Here is a 17,849-nt window from a genome sequence, read left to right as displayed (position 1 = left end):
AAAATGAATTCAGAGAGAACTTTATCTAGTCGATTTATTGAAGGATTATCAATTTTTGCCCAAAAAATTTCATCGCAAAAGCATATCATGGCGATTCGTGATGGCTTTGCAGCAATGATTCCAATTACGATCATCGCAGCATTTTTCTTACTTGTAAATAATGTTTTGCTTCAACCACAAAACGGTCTGCTTAAATTCATTCCAAATGTAGAAAATTATTTGGGTGTAGGTGTACAAGTTTACAACGCGACACTAGGTATTATGGCGATTTTAGCCGCGTTTCTAATTGGGAACTTTTTAGCGAAATCTTACGGAATGGAAGGTCGTACGGAAGGGATGGTTGCAGTTGCAGCTTATGTAGTTTTAATTCCGGCATCCTCTCATTTAATGTCAGTTGACGGCAAAGCTTTTGAAGCTGGCGGCGTTTTAACTCAAGAAATGACAAGCTCAACAGGAATGTTCCTTGCGATTATTGCATCTTTAGTCAGTATCACAATGCTTGCAAAATTCTCGAGAAGTAAAAAATTAAAGATTTCCATGCCTGAAAGTGTACCACCAGCAATTGCGAAATCATTCAACATTTTAATTCCATCTTTCTTAGTTCTAAGTATTTTAGCCATTATTGAAGTACTTGTAGTTAGTTTTGTATCAATGAGCATCCCAGAAATTATCGTAAAAGTATTACAAATTCCGTTAGTTGGCGGATTCCAAACGCTTCCAGGGATTCTACTTTATGTATTCTTAGCGGGATTCTTATGGGTATTTGGTATCCACGGCGCGTTCGTACTAGGCGCAATTTCCGGACCAGTACTTTTAACTTCTTTGCAACAAAATATTGATGCAGTAAATGCGGGAACAGTTTTACCAAACATCGTTACACAACCGTTTTTAGATGCTTTTGTATATATGGGTGGCGGCGGAACAATCATCTGTTTAGTTATCGCGATATTCATAGCATCGAAACGACCGGATCACCGCATGGTCACAAAATTCGGCTTAATTCCTAGTATTTTCAACGTCAGTGAACCACTTATGTTTGGTTTGCCAGTTGTTTTCAACCCGATTTACGGTATTCCGTTAGTTATTGCACCGCTTGCTTCCACAGCGATGGCTTACTTTGCAACTTCATGGGGCTGGATTAGCCAAACTTACATCTTGATTCCTTGGGTAACGCCACCAGTGCTTTCAGGTTATCTTGCAACGGGCGGAGACATTCGCGCGTCCATCCTACAAATCGCTATTATAGTCGTTGGAACGCTGATTTACCTACCATTTGTACTTGTAGCTAACCGCGCGTATGTTTTAGAACAAAAAGCTGCTGGGGAAGTAGAAGCAGAAACAGTAACGAATGGAGAAGTTTAAAATGAAACCAACAATGATGACTTATATTAATGAAGAAGAGGAAATGTGCCGCGCAATTTTAGCCGATTTCCAAACAAATGCAGAAAAACTAGAGTCGCTAGTAAAAAATGGCGCAAAAGAATGGTTGATTTTAGCCACTGGGTCGAGTTTGAATGCAGCTCAAAGTGCTAAATATTACATTGAAAATCTAGCGGATGTTCGTATTACCGTTGAAGAACCATTCAATCATTTATATTACGAAAAACTATCAAGTCACCTAGATCTAGTCATCGGGATTTCACAAAGTGGTCAAAGTACCTCAACCATTTCCGCGCTAGAACGAGTGAAAAAAGAAGCTTCCGTACCAGTCGTTGCGTTAACGAGCGATATAACTAGTGAAATTGCCGAATTTGCGGATATTACACTGGATATTGGCTGCGGAAAAGAGCGCGTTGGCTACGTAACAAAAGGCTTTACAGCAACAGTTCTAACATTAATGCTAACAGGACTTCATTTTGCATATAAAACAGGGCAAATTGATGAAACACGATTCAATAACGAAATCAGTGCGTTCAGCCGAGCAACCGATGCGATTCCAGCGACAATCGCCCAAACCGAGGCTTTTTATGAAAAATGGCAGGATGAATTTGCTACTGCGCCAAAATTTACCGCGATTGGTTATGGTCCAACAGTTGGAACGTGCAAAGAATTTGAAACGAAATTCTCGGAAACTGTCCGCGTGCCATCGCAAGGTCTTGATTTAGAGGCGTTTATGCACGGGCCGTATTTAGAAGTGAACCCACAGCATAGAATTTTCTTCTTAGAAACAGAAAGTGCCGTTACAGAGCGATTAGTACTGTTGCGCGATTATGAATCTAAATATACGCCATTTACGTATACAGTGAAGTTTGGTACAGCTGAGAACGACCGCACGCTAGCAATTCCAGCGGATCTCGATGAATACCAAGCGCCGTTCCTAATGATTTTGCCCTTCCAAATCTTAGCGCATCATATTGCGGAGTTGAAAGGAAATAAATTAACAGAACGCATCTATACAGACTTTGGTGTGGCAATGAAAAGTAAAACAAAACCTGGTGACTACGCTTAAAAATTAAACATAGACTGGAAAACTCCTAATTTGCGGGATTTTTCCAGTCTTTTTTTATATTCGAGTCACTGATAGCAATTAATTGTTAAGAAATAGTAAATACATCACAAGTCTGATACAAGTCAAGTTAATTTGTGGTAAAATGAACTTTGACTTTAAAAAAAGAAGAGGAAGTGAGTGCCTGGTGGATTTTATTACCTACATCATTGATTTTATTTTGCACATTGACCAACATTTAGTGGAGATTATAAATAATTTTGGAATTTGGACTTACATCATTTTGTTCTTGATTGTTTTTATAGAAACTGGATTGGTAGTATTTCCGTTTTTACCAGGGGATTCATTACTTTTTGCGGCCGGAGCGTTATCTGTATTAGATGGTTCAATTCTACATATTGTTCCGCTAATCATCACTTTATGGTTAGCTGCAGTTCTAGGTGACACAGTGAACTACCATATCGGTAAAAAAATTGGAACGTCCATACCGGAAGACAGCTGGTTTGGAAAACTCATAAATAAAGAAAAAATGGAAAAAGCAGAAGCATTCTTCAATAAACATGGCGGAAAAACCATTTTTATTGCTAGATTTATGCCATTCATCCGGACATTCGCACCATTTGTAGCAGGAGCAAGCCGCATGAATTACCGCTATTTCTTAAATTATAATGTTTTAGGAGCAACTGTCTGGGTATTACTTTGTACGCTCGCGGGTTACTTCTTCGGGAATTTCCCAATCGTGAAAGACAACTTCTCATTAGTAGTTATCGGAATTATCATAGTTTCCGTTATCCCAATGGTAGTTTCGTTTATTAAAAGTAAAATGGACAAAAAAAGCGCAGAATAATTTCTGTGCTTTTTTTATTTCCCGGGAAATTATGATAAGTTGCTGTTGGTTTATTTAAACTAAGTTTAGTAAAATATATAATATTAAGTGTAAGGAGAGATAGCGATGGAAATGTATTATAAGCGATTGATAGAAGGGACAGCGATTCCTGCTATTATTCATAATATGGAGTATTATCTTATATCTATGCCAGTTTTTGAAGATGGATCAATGGATTGCTGGGAACGAATCAATTTAAAAGAGTTACAAAATAAATTAGCAATAAATAAACTAGTCACCTCTATTCCTGATGGCAAAAACATTAACATTCATGGTTTGGGAACGTATGCTATTCACAGTGCAAAATGGCAACATACACCAAAAACTTACTATGAATATGTATACAAAAATGTGCAAAATATGAACCATGAAATGATTAATTTGTTTAATGAAACGAAAGAACAACAACGAAAATGGGAAGCGCATAATGTTGCGTGGTCAACTGGTGCTGCTCCATATAAAGTGGAGGGTGAGTTTGGCTATGGTTTGCTAGATGGAGCTTCTACCAGTGTGTTTTACCATTCAGAAGGCAAAATGATTCTGACGTCAATTGTTATTTATGAAGATGGAACGTTCTTTTTAGAAGAAACAAAAACCACACATTCATTAGACGAAATCAAAAAAATGCTTTCATCTGGTGTGTTAGTTAGTAAAGTTTCGGGAGAATTTACAATGGTGATTCCCAATTTTGCAACATTAACAGTTTCCGGAGATTACCAAACATCATCCTACAGTAAATTCAAAGAAATAAAAGACTTAGCCGCAAAAGTAACTAAATCTAAAACATCCTTAGAAATCTGCCGTGAATCCTATTACCACTATTTGGTACATCCTTCAGAGATAACACGTGAAAGCTTGCGGAAAGCATATGAAGCCGTCCCGGAACATCAACGAATATACCTTGGAGACATGGATGCAAGAGATACAGATTATCGCCGAATTATATATAACCCAAATGAGAAAAGAGAAGTATAGATGTTTTTAGTAATAACATAAAATAATAAGTTTCATAAAGGGGAAATAATAAATGGAAAATATGTATACAGGATATTATATTTTTTCCGATGATAATAAAACAAATTTTGGTGGTGTAGCAGCAAATATTACCAATGAACAAACAATGGTGAAGTTAACCTTAAAAGATAAAGAAAAGAATTTTATAAACTATGAACTTTCATTAGATGAGCTAAATGCTGTCAAAGAGCAGATAGAGAGACTATCCAAAAGGATTGAAAACATTAACTTTCTTAAAGCGAATCTTCCACAAAGCAAATTTGACGAGAACAAATTATTGTCATTTCATAATATAGAAGAATCTAAGTGTTTTTTAGATGAGCTTTTGGCGTGTATTCAAGATATGAGTTGGCCAATTGCGAAAAATGCAGTGCCCATTCTATTAGAAAATCAAAAGTATTTAAACGAATCAATAGTAAAAGCTTTTGAATCAGAAGATAATGCATGGATTTATAATATATTATATTTTTTGATGCGAGAATTTGAGAAAGAATCTATACATTGTTACCAAACGGAGCTGGAGCGACTTAAAAAAACATCTTCAACCTCCAAAGATAATGAGGGTATTCAAGAAATAGCCGACACTCTTCTAAAAAAGTTTTTTCATGAATCGGTCGAATAATTAACAACCATTTAGGGTAACTAGTTATCAAGAGGTGATGAAATGGAAAAAGCATTGAACATTACATCCGAAATTGGCAAACTCCAAACAGTACTTGTAAAAAGACCGGGTTCTGAACTCGAAAATATTACACCAGAGTATCTAGAATCTTTATTATTCGACGATATCCCTTACTTGAAAATGATGCAAAAAGAACATGACTTTTTTGTCAAAACGATGCAAGACTCGAACATTGAAGTGCTTTATCTAGAAAAATTAGCGGCAGAAGCATTGCGAGCATCTAATAATAAAGAAGCCTTTTTAACAAAAATGATTAAAGAATCCAATCAAATGGACGAAAGCGCGCTATATGTGCGAGATTATTTAATGTCTTTTGATGAGGAAGAAATGATTAGAAAACTGATGTCTGGCTTAAAAAAATCAGAAATTCCGGAGCGAAAAAAGAAACATTTAAATGAAATGATGGATGAACAATATCCATTTTTCTTAGATCCATTACCAAATTTATATTTTACACGAGATCCGGCAGCGGTTATTGGAAGTGGCGTGACGATTAACAGAATGTTCCAGCCGGCTAGAAGGCGAGAGTCTATTTTTATTGAGCTGATTTTAAAGTGTCATCCGCGTTTTGGTGGACACGAAATCCCGATATGGTCAGGTCGCGAAGAGCCGTTTTCTTTAGAAGGTGGCGATGAATTAGTTTTAAATGAGGAAACTATCCTTGTTGGTGTATCTGAACGGACGGATGCACGAGCGGTCGAGCGTCTTGCGGAAAGTCTATTTAGTCGCGCTCCGAAAATCAAGCGAGTATTAGCAGTTGAAATTCCGGAAACAAGATCATTTATGCATTTGGATACGGTTTTCACCATGGTTAATTTTGCGCAGTTCACGATTCATCCAGCTATTCAAAATCAACAGGGCGAGCTCAATGTTTATATTTTAGAAAAAAGTGAGAATGGGCTGGAAATTACGCCACGCAGAGACTTTCAGCGTGTGATTGCGGAGATTTTAGATGTGCCGGAAGTTGATTTTATTCCTTGTGGCGGGGAAGATGTGATTGTTTCAGCGCGAGAACAGTGGAATGACGGGGCAAATACACTTGCGATTGCGCCGGGGGAAGTAATTACATATGATCGTAACCATGTCTCTAATAACCTTTTAAGAAGTGCTGGTATTAAGGTTCATGAAGTGATTAGTTCGGAGCTTTCTAGAGGTCGTGGTGGTCCTAGGTGTATGACAATGCCGCTTGTTAGAAAAAATTTATAGTAAGCTTTGAAAAACTGGAATTCCCCTTCAAAATACGACTTTCGTAAAAAGCATTGTCGGTGATTTTGAGATGTGCTATAGTGTTTTCAAACCAGAAATTTTCGAGAAATATCTTGCTGGTTAGTTTGCGCTATGATATAATATTTTATTGTGAGTAATTATAAATTATTCCTTGCTCGCTCTTGATTTTAAGGCTAGCTAAAGGCAGTCTGAATTTCAGGGATATGGTGTGGTTTCATGCTATATCAGAGCCGCTTAAGACCACAAGGAGGTGTAGAGTAGATGGCTAGAAAGTACGAAATTATGTACATCATTCGCCCAAACATTGAAGAAGATGAGAAAAAAGCTGTTGTTGAACGCTTTGACGGAATCTTAACTGATAATGGTGCGGAGATCATCGAATCAAAAGAATGGGGTAAACGTCGCTTAGCATATGAAATCAATGACTATCGTGATGGTTTTTACCACATCGTGAAATTAAACGCTGATAAAGCAGATTCTATCAACGAATTTGACCGTTTAGCAAAAATTTCTGATGATATCATTCGTCACATGGTAATTAAAGAAGAAGCATAAGAATTTATTCAAGGCTAGGACCTTGATTTACTAAACGAGAGGAGGTTGGTTTTGCATGATGAATCGTGTAGTACTTGTAGGACGCTTAACAAAAGATCCTGAATTACGTTACACTCCAGCTGGTGTGGCTGTTGCGACTTTTACATTAGCTGTAAATCGTACGTTCACTAACCAACAAGGAGAACGAGAAGCTGACTTTATTAATTGTGTTGTTTGGCGTAAACCGGCAGAAAATGTTGCTAATTTCCTGAAGAAGGGAAGCATGGCAGGCGTTGATGGCCGTGTTCAAACTCGTAATTACGAGGGGAACGACGGTAAACGTGTTTATGTGACTGAAATTGTAGCAGAGAGTGTTCAATTCCTTGAACCGCGTAATTCTAATGGCGGTGGCGGAAGTAACTATCAAAGTGGCAATAACAACAATAATTATAATAGCGGTGGAAATAACTTCGGACAAGCACCTACAAATAACGGTGGATTCGGACAGGACCAGCAACAATCTCAAAATCAAAATTATCAATCCACTAACAATGATCCTTTTGCAAGTGATGGTAAGCCAATCGACATTTCTGATGACGATTTGCCATTCTAATTTCATTTTAGCGGTTTGAACTTTAAGATAGGAGGAACTTTCAATGGCTGGAGGACGCAGAGGCGGACGCCGTCGGAAAAAAGTATGTTACTTTACTTCCAATGGTATTACGCATATCGACTATAAAGATGTAGAACTTCTTAAAAAATTCGTTTCCGAACGTGGTAAAATTTTACCTCGTCGTGTAACTGGAACAAGCGCTAAATATCAACGTAAACTTACTGTTGCTATCAAACGCTCTCGCCAAATGGCATTACTACCATTTGTTGCTGAAGAAAAATAAAATTAATTTTAACAGTCTAGAATTCATTTCTAGGCTGTTTTTTTATCAAAAATAGACCTCAGGACCGAAAAACCTAGGACCTAAGAAGGAAGCCTGTGTTAAATATTCGTGTTATTCTTAAAAAGAAGTAAAAAAATGCACAGGGGGAAACAAATATGTATAAAAAATTAGCAACAGTAGGGATGGCAGTATTATTAGTAGGAGCTTTATCGGCATGTGGCTCGAATGATGATAAGGATACATCATCAAACAATAATAGCCAAGAAACTACTAGTAGCAAAAGCAGTAACAATGAAAGTTCATCATCCGATAGCTTGCAAAATAAAAGCTTCGATATGAGCTACGAAGACGCGGTAAATGCATTCAAAGACAAACATAGTGATGCAGAAATATCCAGCGTTGAATTAGAGAAAAACTTGGGAAAATATGTGTACAAAGTTGATGGAATTTCAAATGACAATGAATATGAAATGAAATTCAATGCTGAAACAAAAGAACAGTTAAGCGATGAAACAGACCGACTTGACCAAGAAGATGCTGGTGGAGTTGAAAAAGAAAATGAAAAACTTAGCTTAGATGGTATTAAAACACCAAAAGAAGCGATGGATAAGGCTGTAACTGAACAAGCTGGCGACGTAACAAGTTGGAAAATAGAAAGAGAATTAGACACAACTTATTATGAAGTAACAGTAAAACAAGATAATAAAAAATACGAAATTAAACTAAATGCAAAAACTTTAGACGTACTTCAAACGGAACAAGATGATTAATAAAATCGAAAAAGCAAGCTGTGAATATTCTTTCATAGCTTGCTTTTTTTATGAATAAAATTACTGAAATATAATATTAATATGAGTCTTTAATACTAGTATGCAGTTCTTTATATACGTATGAAAATTCTGAATTGTATCCAAAAAATTGCTAATTTTGCCCTTTTCGAGTCGTTCATGACAAGAATCGGACATTTCATTACATTTTTGGTTATTATAGGTAAATTCGTTGTAGAATATTAGTGGAGGTGAATTAGTTGAGTAATTTTACCGCAAAAGTCCCTTTGTCAGAAAGAATGGCGGATGTTTTGATTTCAAAAGATCGCTGGAAGGATGACGAAGAAGGTTATTTAAAAGTAAAATATGGACTGGAAATAATTTTAATTAATGCCATGAAGTTTGCTCTCGTATATGGTATTGCCTTAGTAACAGGGCTTTTACTGCAAACGGTGACAGTGCATCTGTCGTATTTATGGCTTAGACGGTATTCTTTTGGATTACACGCAACCAAAACATTGAATTGTACGTTGATTAGCTTGATGATGTTTGTGTTCGCGCCATTCGTTTTTCAAAATATCCCCTCTAATAATTGGGTTGTTTTAGGTACATTTGGTTTCATACTACTCAACATGTTTTTATTCGCTCCGGCAGATACAGAGAATTTGCCTTTAATCGGTGCAGAACACCGAAAAACACTAAAAAGAAAAGCGATGATAGGGACGTTAATTTTAACGGGAATTGCGTTACTAATACCATTCGCTGAGATGAAAACATTAATCATGATAGGTTCTTTGTTTCAGGTGATAAGCATAAATCCACTTACTTACAAACTTTTAAGAAGGAGGTATCGGAACTATGAGAAATATGAATAGATCGGTTGGTAAATTCCTCTCTAGAAAACTAGAAGAGAAATCCATGAAAGTTGCGGATTCTTCTATGAGTAAGGCTTGCTTCATGTTTGTATACGAACCAAAAAGTCCATTTGTAAAAATGCAAGAAAAAAAAGAAAATAAATAAATTAAAAACTGTATAACATCAAAATTCATGCTAAAATAAAAAGAAGGCAAACTTACATATTTAAACATAGATATTTTAGACAGTGGAGGACTAATATGTTTAGTATTTTGATGGCATTTATACAGATAACGGGTATTTTTATAGCAATCCAGATTTTGACAAACAAAGTTTTTTCAATTAAAGAGGGAGTGGTCACTGTAGCAATTGCTATGGTAGCCTTCCCTTTATTTACATTAGTTCAGTACTGGTCGATGATCTTGGTGTTGCTGGTTTTTGTAAGTGCCTTATATTGGAAGAATAAAAATTTGATAGTTTCGGGTTCTATTACGCTTGTAGTTATTATTCTGCTTACTATTAGTGATTCTATAGTAGGTTTTATTTTAGTACCGGGTTTACATTTTAAATACGATGAAATATTTAATGAATTACTACCAACATTAGTTTATTGTGTGGGGATGCTAACGAACTTGTTGGTGCTTGCTTTTCTGCTTAGAAAGCTTATTGAAAAAGTAGATTTATCTAGATTTGTTGAACATAGAAAATATGCGTATATTATTTTCTCTATCGTTGCACTTACGGTTTTAGCGTTCTATATGAATATTTACGCAGGATCGATTGCTGGTTTCGATGGTTCAGTTTTGAAAATTAATACGCTTATTTTTACGGGTTATACCATTTTGTTAATAGTCATAGTGACGGTTGTTATTAATACAGCGACCAATGAACTTAAAGTACAGAATCAGAAGGAACAGCTAGAACAATTACAGGATTATGTTACTACATTAGAGTCCCTGCATAGAGAAATGCGCGTTTTTCGTCATGATTATGTGAATATCTTGTCTACACTTGTGGGATATATTGATAATAATGATATGCCGGGTTTGAAGTATTACTTTGAAAATAATATTGTACCTATAAATAAAACGATTGAATCGAACAACTATAAGATTTCATTGCTGCAAAATATCCATGTAATTGAACTGAAGGGCTTACTGGCTGTTAAGTTAATACGAGCTCAAGAATTGAAAATTGATGCGATTTTGGAAGTGGTTGAACCGGTTGATAAGATTTCGATGGATAGTATAGATTTATGTAAAGTTGTCGGAATCTTGCTGGATAATGCTGTTGAAGCGGCGCTAACTTGTGAAAATCCAGTTATTCGGATTGCGTTTGTGAAAAAAGGCGATAGTATTATCATTGTGTTTGCGAATAGCTTACCAGTGAATATGCCGCCTGTTTATAAAATATTTGAAGAAGGTTTCTCGACAAAAGGAGAAGGTCGTGGTTTGGGTCTTGCTAGTTTGCGGGAGATTATGAAGAAATATTCGCACGTTGCCTTAGATACGAAAGTGACCGATAGAGAAGTTATTCAAGAATTAGAAATTATGTAGAAGAATGGGGATGAATTTATGCTACCGGTTTTTATTTGTGAAGATAACAGAATGCAGCGAGAAAGGTTAACGAAATATATTGAAGACTATATAATGGTTGAACATTTTGATATGAAGTTAGAACTTTCGACAGGAGATCCGTTTGAGTTAGTATCACGAATGCCTTCACATCAAGGTATGGGACTTTACTTTTTAGATATTGATTTAGGGCAACCGGACATGAATGGTTTTGAGTTAGCTCAAGAAATTCGGAAATTTGATCCACGGGGATTCATTATTTTCATTACAACACATGCGGAACTGAGTTATATGACTTTCACGTATAAGGTGGAAGCGCTTGATTATATTATTAAAGACGATATTGATATGTTGCATGACCGAGTGCTTGCATGTATGAAGCAAGCGGAAGAACGGATTTCTAATGACCAAGATATGCAGAAGTATTTTACGTTTAAAGTGTCAGATAAGAAGATTATTCATGAGCTTTTAGACGATATCTTGTTTTTCGAAACAGCGCCAACTATTCATAAAGTGATTTTACATGGCAAAAACCGCCAAGTGGAGTTTTATGGGAAGTTGAAAAACATCGAGAAAATGTTGGACGAGTCCTTTTATCGGTGTCATCGTTCGTATATTGTGAATACGAAAAATATTCATGAATTAGATACGACAAAAGGTGTGGTTAAGATGTCTAATGGAGAGAATTGTTACGCGTCATCAAAATTAATTAAAAGCTTGAGTTTATAAAAGTGGCCTTTATGGTCGCTTTTTTTGTACGATGTCAGGTTCGTATTTGATGAAATGGGGAAATATAGGTAAAATAATAGTGATGAATTGTTAGTTCGGTTTATGTTATGATATAGATACTCAATTTCAGACAAAAGGTATGTAAAAAAATGGGGAGCTGGATGAAATGTCAGGCTATTTTCAAAAACGAATGCTTAAATATCCATTATACGGTCTGATTGCAGCGACAATTATTTTGGGCGTAATCACGTTCTTTTTTTCGTGGTGGTTATCGGTATTAGTTGTTGTTGGTGGGATTATTCTTACGGTTGCGATGTTTTACTTTGAATATCGCCTAAATGAAGACGTTCAACTATATGTTTCTAATTTAACGTATCGGATTAAGCGCAGTGAAGAAGAAGCGCTTGTTGAAATGCCGATGGGAATATTGCTGTATGATGAACATTATAAAATTGAATGGGTTAACCCGTTTATGTCGAAGTACTTTGATAAGACAGAGTTAATTGGCGAGTCTTTGGAAGAAGTGGGGCCGGAATTTCTGGACGTTATTACTGGGAATGATGAAAAAGGAATTATGTCGATTGCTTGGCGTGATCACCGTTTTGACACGATAGTAAAGCGTAAAGAGCGGATTTTATACTTATATGACCGGACGGAATATTATGATTTAAATAAGAAATTTCAAGCGAATAAATCGGTTTTTGCGGTTATTTTCTTAGATAATTACGATGAATGGGCGCAAGGTATGGATGATAGACGTCGAAGTGCTTTGAATAATTTGGTGACGTCGATGCTGACTAACTGGGCGCGGGAACATCGTATCTACTTAAAACGGATTTCTACGGATCGCTTTATGGCCTTTTTGACGGAAGAAATGTTGAAGCGGTTGGAGGAAGAGAAGTTTCAAATCTTGGACCGGATTCGCGAACGGACGTCGAAGCAAAATATTCCATTAACGCTTAGTATTGGGATTGGTTATAAGGAAGATGATTTGATTCAGTTGGCGGATTTGGCGCAGTCGAGTTTGGACCTTGCTTTAGGGCGCGGCGGAGATCAGGTCGTAATTAAGCAACCTGAAGGAAAAGTGCGTTTTTACGGCGGCAAAACAAACCCGATGGAAAAACGGACTCGGGTTCGCGCACGTGTTATCTCGCAAGCCTTGCAAGAGTTGATTACGCAAAGTGACCAAGTTTTTGTTATGGGGCATCGCTATCCGGATATGGACGTAATTGGTTCGAGTCTTGGTGTGATGCGGATTGCTGAGATGAATGATCGCAATGCTTATGTGGTCGTTGAACCTGGCAAAATGAGTCCAGATGTGAAGCGGCTGATGAATGAAATTGAAGAATATCCGAATGTAATTAAAAATATTGTTACACCGCAAGTTGCGCTAGAAAATATTACCGAGAAGAGTTTGCTTGTCGTAGTTGATACGCATAAACCTTCGATGGTTATTAATAAAGAATTGCTGGACTCGGCCACGAATGTGGTTGTTGTCGATCATCACCGTCGTTCAGAGGAATTTGTCGGAAGTCCGGTTCTTGTTTATATTGAACCGTATGCGTCATCTACAGCCGAACTGATTACGGAGCTATTTGAGTACCAGCCAGATTTAGAACAAGTTGGGAAAATCGAAGCGACGGCATTACTTTCGGGGATTGTGGTTGATACGAAGAACTTTACGCTTCGGACTGGGTCGCGTACGTTTGATGCGGCAAGTTATTTACGGTCGCTTGGAGCGGACACGGTGTTAGTGCAGCAATTTTTAAAAGAAGATATTACTACTTTTACACAGCGAAGTCGTTTAGTGGAGTCGCTTGAAATTTATCATGACGGCATGGCGATTGCGATGGGACATGAAGACGAGGAATTTGGCACGGTCATTGCAGCGCAGGCGGCGGATACGATGCTTTCGATGGAAGGCGTGCAGGCATCCTTTGTCATTACGCTACGTCCGGATAAATTAATCGGTATTAGCGCGAGGTCGCTTGGTCAAATCAATGTGCAAGTCATTATGGAAAAACTAGGCGGTGGTGGTCATTTATCGAATGCAGCCACACAGCTTAAAGATGTTACGATTGCAGAAGCAGAAAAACAATTAATCAGCGCCATTGATGCGTATTGGAAGGGAGAAACATAATTATGAAAGTTATTTTCTTGAAAGACGTAAAAGGTAAAGGTAAAAAAGGTGAAACAAAAAATGTTGCAGATGGTTATGCAAACAATTTTTTAATTAAAAATGGTTACGCGGTTGAGGCTAACAATGCTGCTTTAAGCACACTTTCAGCTCAAAAGAAAAAAGAAGACAAGGTTGCTGCAGAAGAATTAGCTGAGGCGAAAGCTTTGAAAGAAAAAATGGAAAAATTAACAGTGGAATTAAAAGCGAAGTCTGGTGAAGGCGGCAGATTGTTTGGTTCGATTACATCTAAACAAATCGCCCAAACGCTTGAAAAAACACATGGTATTAAAATAGATAAACGTAAAATGGATTTACCGGATGCAATTCGAGCTTTAGGGCATACAAAAGTACCTGTGAAGTTGCACCATGAAGTAACTGCAACACTTGATGTACATGTTAGTGAAGAATAATTTTTCTTAAGGGAGCGTAAGACAGTGGATAATAATTTCCAGGACAGAACACCACCACAAAATATTGAAGCCGAACAAGCTGTACTGGGCGCGATATTTCTTGAGCCGAATGCGCTGATTACTGCTTCTGAAATTTTAATGCCGGATGATTTTTATCGCACGGGTCACCAAATCATTTTCGAAACGATGCTTGATTTGAATGACCACGGGAAGGCTGTCGATGTATTAACGGTGTACGAGGCGCTTGCTGCCAAAGGTAATTTGGAAGATGCGGGTGGTTTGCCATATTTGACGGAATTATCCGGAGCTGTGCCAACTGCTGCGAACTTAGAATACTATGCGCATATTATCGAGGACAAGGCGCTTCTGAGACGTTTAATTAGAACGGCTACCCAAATTGCGACAGATGGTTATTCGCGCGAGGACGAGCTCGATATGCTTATGGACGAGGCGGAAAAGAGTATCTTGGAAGTTTCGCAACGTAAAAATGTCGGCGCGTTCAAGAATATTAAAGATGTCCTTGTTAAAACATATGACGATATTGAAATTTTGCATAATCGTAAAGGTGATATTACTGGGATTCCAACTGGATTCAACGAGCTTGATAAAATGACAGCTGGATTTCAGCGGAATGATTTAATTATTGTTGCCGCGCGTCCTTCTGTTGGTAAAACAGCCTTCGCTTTAAATATTGCGCAAAATGTTGCGACGAAAACTGACGAGAATGTGGCCATTTTTAGTTTGGAAATGGGTGCGGAACAGCTTGTTATGCGTATGCTTTGTGCGGAAGGAAATATTAATGCGCAGAATTTACGGACGGGTGCTTTAACGAGCGATGATTGGCAAAAGCTGACAATCGCGATGGGTACACTTTCTAATTCTGGGATTTATATTGATGATACGCCGGGTGTTCGTGTGAATGAGATTCGTTCCAAATGTCGTCGTTTAAAACAAGAAACTGGTCTTGGCATGATCGTGATCGATTACTTGCAACTTATTGCGGGGAGCGGTCGTGGTGGCGAAAATAGACAACAAGAGGTTTCTGAAATTTCTCGGTCGTTGAAAGCTTTGGCGCGGGAACTTGAAGTGCCAGTAATTGCACTTTCACAGTTATCTCGTAGTGTAGAGCAACGTCAAGATAAGCGACCAATGATGTCAGATATTCGTGAATCGGGTTCGATTGAGCAAGATGCGGATATCGTGGCCTTTTTATACCGGGAAGATTACTATGACCGGGAAGGCGAAAATGATGGCACGATTGAGATTATTATTGCGAAACAACGTAATGGTCCGGTTGGTGACGTTAAACTAGCCTTTGTAAAAGAATATAATAAGTTTGTGAATTTAGAAGTGCGGTACGACGACGCAATGGCTTAATGAGGAAACCTTGTGAAATTCTAATTAAATTTGGAGTGCGCAAGGTTTTTTATTTTATGCAAAAAGGTATCATATTACTAAAAATATACTTTATATTTCTGCTAAAACGTTTAAAAAAGCGAACGATAAAATTACCTTACAAATCAATGTTCGTAAATCCATTGACTATTTTGGTGGCAAACGGTACAATATATAGTGGAAAATGAAGAGGCTATGAAAAACTCATAGCTATCAAAGACCAATTAAATGAGGTGTTTAAATGTCTTCAGTTGTTGTAGTAGGAACACAGTGGGGCGATGAAGGAAAAGGGAAGATTACAGATTTTCTTTCCGAAAATGCAGAAGCGATTGCTAGATATCAAGGTGGGAACAATGCGGGTCATACAATTAAGTTTGATGGCGAAACGTACAAATTGCACTTAATTCCATCAGGTATCTTTTACAAAGAAAAGATTAGTGTTATTGGTAACGGTATGGTTGTTGATCCAAAAGCTTTAGTTGAGGAGTTAAAATATCTTCATGACAAAGGCGTGGATACTTCTAATTTGCGTATCTCTAACCGCGCGCACATTATTTTACCGTATCACATTCGTATTGATGAAGCTGACGAAGAACGTAAAGGCGCAAACAAAATCGGTACAACGAAAAAAGGTATCGGCCCAGCATATATGGATAAAGCGGCGCGTGTTGGTATCCGTATTATCGATTTACTAGATAAAGAAACATTTAAAGAAAAATTAGAGCATAATCTTGGTGAGAAAAACCGTTTACTTGAACGTTTTTATGAACTAGAAGGATTTAAATTAGAAGATATTTTAGAAGAATATTATGGATATGGTCAACAATTTAAAGAATATGTTTGCGATACATCTGTTGTTTTAAACGACGCTTTAGATGATGGTAAACGTGTGTTGTTTGAAGGGGCGCAAGGGGTTATGCTTGATATTGATCAAGGAACATATCCGTTTGTAACTTCAAGTAATCCGATTGCTGGTGGTGTAACTATCGGTAGTGGTGTTGGTCCATCGAAAATCAATCATGTTGTTGGTGTGGCGAAAGCTTATACTACGCGTGTTGGTGACGGTCCTTTCCCGACAGAATTATTTGATGCTATCGGTGACAATATTCGTGAAGTTGGTCATGAATATGGTACGACTACTGGTCGTCCGCGTCGTGTAGGTTGGTTTGACAGTGTCGTTGTTCGTCATGCTCGTCGTGTTAGTGGTTTAACGGATTTATCGTTAACGCTACTAGATGTATTGACAGGAATTGAAACACTTAAAATCTGTGTAGCTTACAAATTAGACGGAAAAACAATTACAGAATTCCCGGCAAGCTTGAAAGATTTAGCTCGTTGCGAACCAGTTTATGAAGAACTTCCAGGCTGGACGGAAGATATTACAGGAGTTACATCATTAGATGATCTACCTGTTAATTGCCGCCATTACATGGAACGTATTGCGCAACTTACAGGCGTGCAAGTTTCTATGTTCTCTGTAGGTCCAGACCGTGCTCAAACACACGTGATTAAAAGCGTTTGGCGTTTAGCTTAATAAAATAATTACCAAGCTCCTCTGAGGTTTTTCCTCGAGGGGCTTTTTGTTTCGACATTTTTTTCTTCATAAGAGCTGGTTTTGATTTCAGCATGGTATACAATCCATGGCCGTAAAACTTGAAAAACTTAACAAAAATAATCTTTCTTTGTGAAAAACGCATCTTTTATATGGAAAAGGATTCCAAAAAAAGACCCAATATCAGTGTTTTGGAGCTATTTTATTCGCATTTCTGTCACAATTTAGCTTGTGAATTCATGATATAATTTTAGAGTGATATCTTATTCACAATAGATAATAAGAGGAGATGAAGTGAATGTCAGGTCAAATTCGTATGAGTCCTAGCGAGCTACGTGATCGCGCTAAAACTTATGGTCAAAGTGGTAGAGATATTGAAGATATTCTAAGCCGTTTGAGCCAATTACAAGATCAACTTCGTAGCGAGTGGGAAGGTCAAGCTTTTGCACGTTTTGATGAGCAATTTGAGCAATTAAAACCAAAAGTGACTGAATTCGCAAACTTAATGGATCAAATCAATGATCAACTTGAGAAGACTGCAAACGCTGTAGAAGAGCACGATCAACAACTTTCTCAAAACTTCGGATTCTAAAAATCAACAAGAGTGGGGCATACATACAAATATAGATGGATGCTTTACGAAAAGCCATGCAGTTTTTTGCATGGCTTTTTCTAAAATAGAAAGCTTATGCCTAAAAAGGTA

At 37.4% G+C, this 17,849-nt stretch carries 19 protein-coding genes; all 19 read left to right on the top strand.

The window, feature by feature from the left end:
- Window positions 1–3 precede the first annotated feature (3 nt).
- Complete coding sequence (locus HCX62_RS10610) at window positions 4–1,362, top strand: PTS sugar transporter subunit IIC (protein ID WP_185639032.1); 1,359 nt, start codon at window positions 4–6, stop codon at window positions 1,360–1,362.
- Window position 1,363: 1 nt separating this feature from the next.
- The gene (locus tag HCX62_RS10605) at window positions 1,364–2,449 is read left to right on the top strand and encodes a glutamine--fructose-6-phosphate aminotransferase (protein WP_185639031.1); all 1,086 of its coding nucleotides are present in this window, start codon (window positions 1,364–1,366) and stop codon (window positions 2,447–2,449) included.
- 184 nt (window positions 2,450–2,633) lie between these two features.
- A complete protein-coding gene (locus HCX62_RS10600; RefSeq protein WP_185639030.1) occupies window positions 2,634–3,293 on the top strand; it encodes a DedA family protein in 660 nt (219 codons plus the stop codon).
- 105 nt (window positions 3,294–3,398) lie between these two features.
- On the top strand, window positions 3,399–4,307 hold the full coding sequence (locus HCX62_RS10595) for a DUF7638 domain-containing protein (protein WP_185639029.1): 909 nt from the start codon (window positions 3,399–3,401) through the stop codon (window positions 4,305–4,307).
- 52 nt (window positions 4,308–4,359) lie between these two features.
- Entirely contained in the window at window positions 4,360–4,968 is a 609-nt protein-coding gene (locus tag HCX62_RS10590; protein WP_185639028.1) for a DUF5071 domain-containing protein, read from the top strand.
- A 42-nt stretch (window positions 4,969–5,010) separates the two neighbouring features.
- Complete coding sequence (arcA, locus tag HCX62_RS10585; protein ID WP_185639027.1) at window positions 5,011–6,234, top strand: arginine deiminase; 1,224 nt, start codon at window positions 5,011–5,013, stop codon at window positions 6,232–6,234.
- Between the two features lie 282 nt (window positions 6,235–6,516).
- Window positions 6,517–6,810 carry a 30S ribosomal protein S6 gene (rpsF, locus tag HCX62_RS10580; protein ID WP_185502770.1) on the top strand — a complete coding sequence of 98 codons (294 nt, stop codon included), beginning with the start codon at window positions 6,517–6,519 and terminating at the stop codon, window positions 6,808–6,810.
- A gap of 55 nt (window positions 6,811–6,865) precedes the next feature.
- Entirely contained in the window at window positions 6,866–7,402 is a 537-nt protein-coding gene (gene ssb / locus HCX62_RS10575) for a single-stranded DNA-binding protein (protein ID WP_185480542.1), read from the top strand.
- 43 nt (window positions 7,403–7,445) lie between these two features.
- Window positions 7,446–7,685 carry a 30S ribosomal protein S18 gene (gene rpsR / locus HCX62_RS10570; protein WP_003721669.1) on the top strand — a complete coding sequence of 80 codons (240 nt, stop codon included), beginning with the start codon at window positions 7,446–7,448 and terminating at the stop codon, window positions 7,683–7,685.
- A gap of 155 nt (window positions 7,686–7,840) precedes the next feature.
- Window positions 7,841–8,455 (top strand): PepSY domain-containing protein, encoded by a 615-nt coding sequence (locus HCX62_RS10565; protein WP_185639026.1) that lies wholly within the window; start codon window positions 7,841–7,843, stop codon window positions 8,453–8,455.
- 257 nt (window positions 8,456–8,712) lie between these two features.
- Entirely contained in the window at window positions 8,713–9,327 is a 615-nt protein-coding gene (locus HCX62_RS10560; RefSeq protein ID WP_185639025.1) for an accessory gene regulator ArgB-like protein, read from the top strand.
- Window positions 9,311–9,472 (top strand): cyclic lactone autoinducer peptide, encoded by a 162-nt coding sequence (locus HCX62_RS10555; protein WP_185532432.1) that lies wholly within the window; start codon window positions 9,311–9,313, stop codon window positions 9,470–9,472. The genes HCX62_RS10560 and HCX62_RS10555 overlap by 17 nt, the downstream gene beginning before the upstream one ends.
- 95 nt (window positions 9,473–9,567) lie before the next feature.
- A complete protein-coding gene (locus tag HCX62_RS10550; RefSeq protein WP_185639024.1) occupies window positions 9,568–10,863 on the top strand; it encodes a sensor histidine kinase in 1,296 nt (431 codons plus the stop codon).
- A gap of 18 nt (window positions 10,864–10,881) precedes the next feature.
- Window positions 10,882–11,610, top strand: a complete 729-nt coding sequence (locus HCX62_RS10545) for a LytR/AlgR family response regulator transcription factor (protein ID WP_185639023.1) — start codon at window positions 10,882–10,884, stop codon at window positions 11,608–11,610.
- A gap of 166 nt (window positions 11,611–11,776) precedes the next feature.
- Window positions 11,777–13,750 carry a cyclic-di-AMP phosphodiesterase PdeA gene (pdeA, locus tag HCX62_RS10540; RefSeq protein WP_185639022.1) on the top strand — a complete coding sequence of 658 codons (1,974 nt, stop codon included), beginning with the start codon at window positions 11,777–11,779 and terminating at the stop codon, window positions 13,748–13,750.
- Window positions 13,751–13,752: 2 nt separating this feature from the next.
- The gene (gene rplI, locus HCX62_RS10535) at window positions 13,753–14,199 is read left to right on the top strand and encodes a 50S ribosomal protein L9 (RefSeq protein WP_185391721.1); all 447 of its coding nucleotides are present in this window, start codon (window positions 13,753–13,755) and stop codon (window positions 14,197–14,199) included.
- 24 nt (window positions 14,200–14,223) lie between these two features.
- Window positions 14,224–15,576 carry a replicative DNA helicase gene (gene dnaB, locus HCX62_RS10530; RefSeq protein ID WP_003721677.1) on the top strand — a complete coding sequence of 451 codons (1,353 nt, stop codon included), beginning with the start codon at window positions 14,224–14,226 and terminating at the stop codon, window positions 15,574–15,576.
- A 259-nt stretch (window positions 15,577–15,835) separates the two neighbouring features.
- On the top strand, window positions 15,836–17,128 hold the full coding sequence (locus tag HCX62_RS10525; RefSeq protein ID WP_185639021.1) for an adenylosuccinate synthase: 1,293 nt from the start codon (window positions 15,836–15,838) through the stop codon (window positions 17,126–17,128).
- A 316-nt stretch (window positions 17,129–17,444) separates the two neighbouring features.
- Window positions 17,445–17,738: a WXG100 family type VII secretion target gene (locus HCX62_RS10520; protein WP_185639020.1), complete on the top strand. Its 294-nt coding sequence runs from the start codon at window positions 17,445–17,447 to the stop codon at window positions 17,736–17,738.
- Window positions 17,739–17,849 lie beyond the last annotated feature (111 nt).

The organism is Listeria swaminathanii (assembly GCF_014229645.1).
GTDB lineage: Bacteria > Bacillota > Bacilli > Lactobacillales > Listeriaceae > Listeria > Listeria swaminathanii.
The sequence above is the reverse complement of the archived record's forward strand: the minus strand, read 5'-3'. Positions and strand labels throughout refer to the sequence as shown.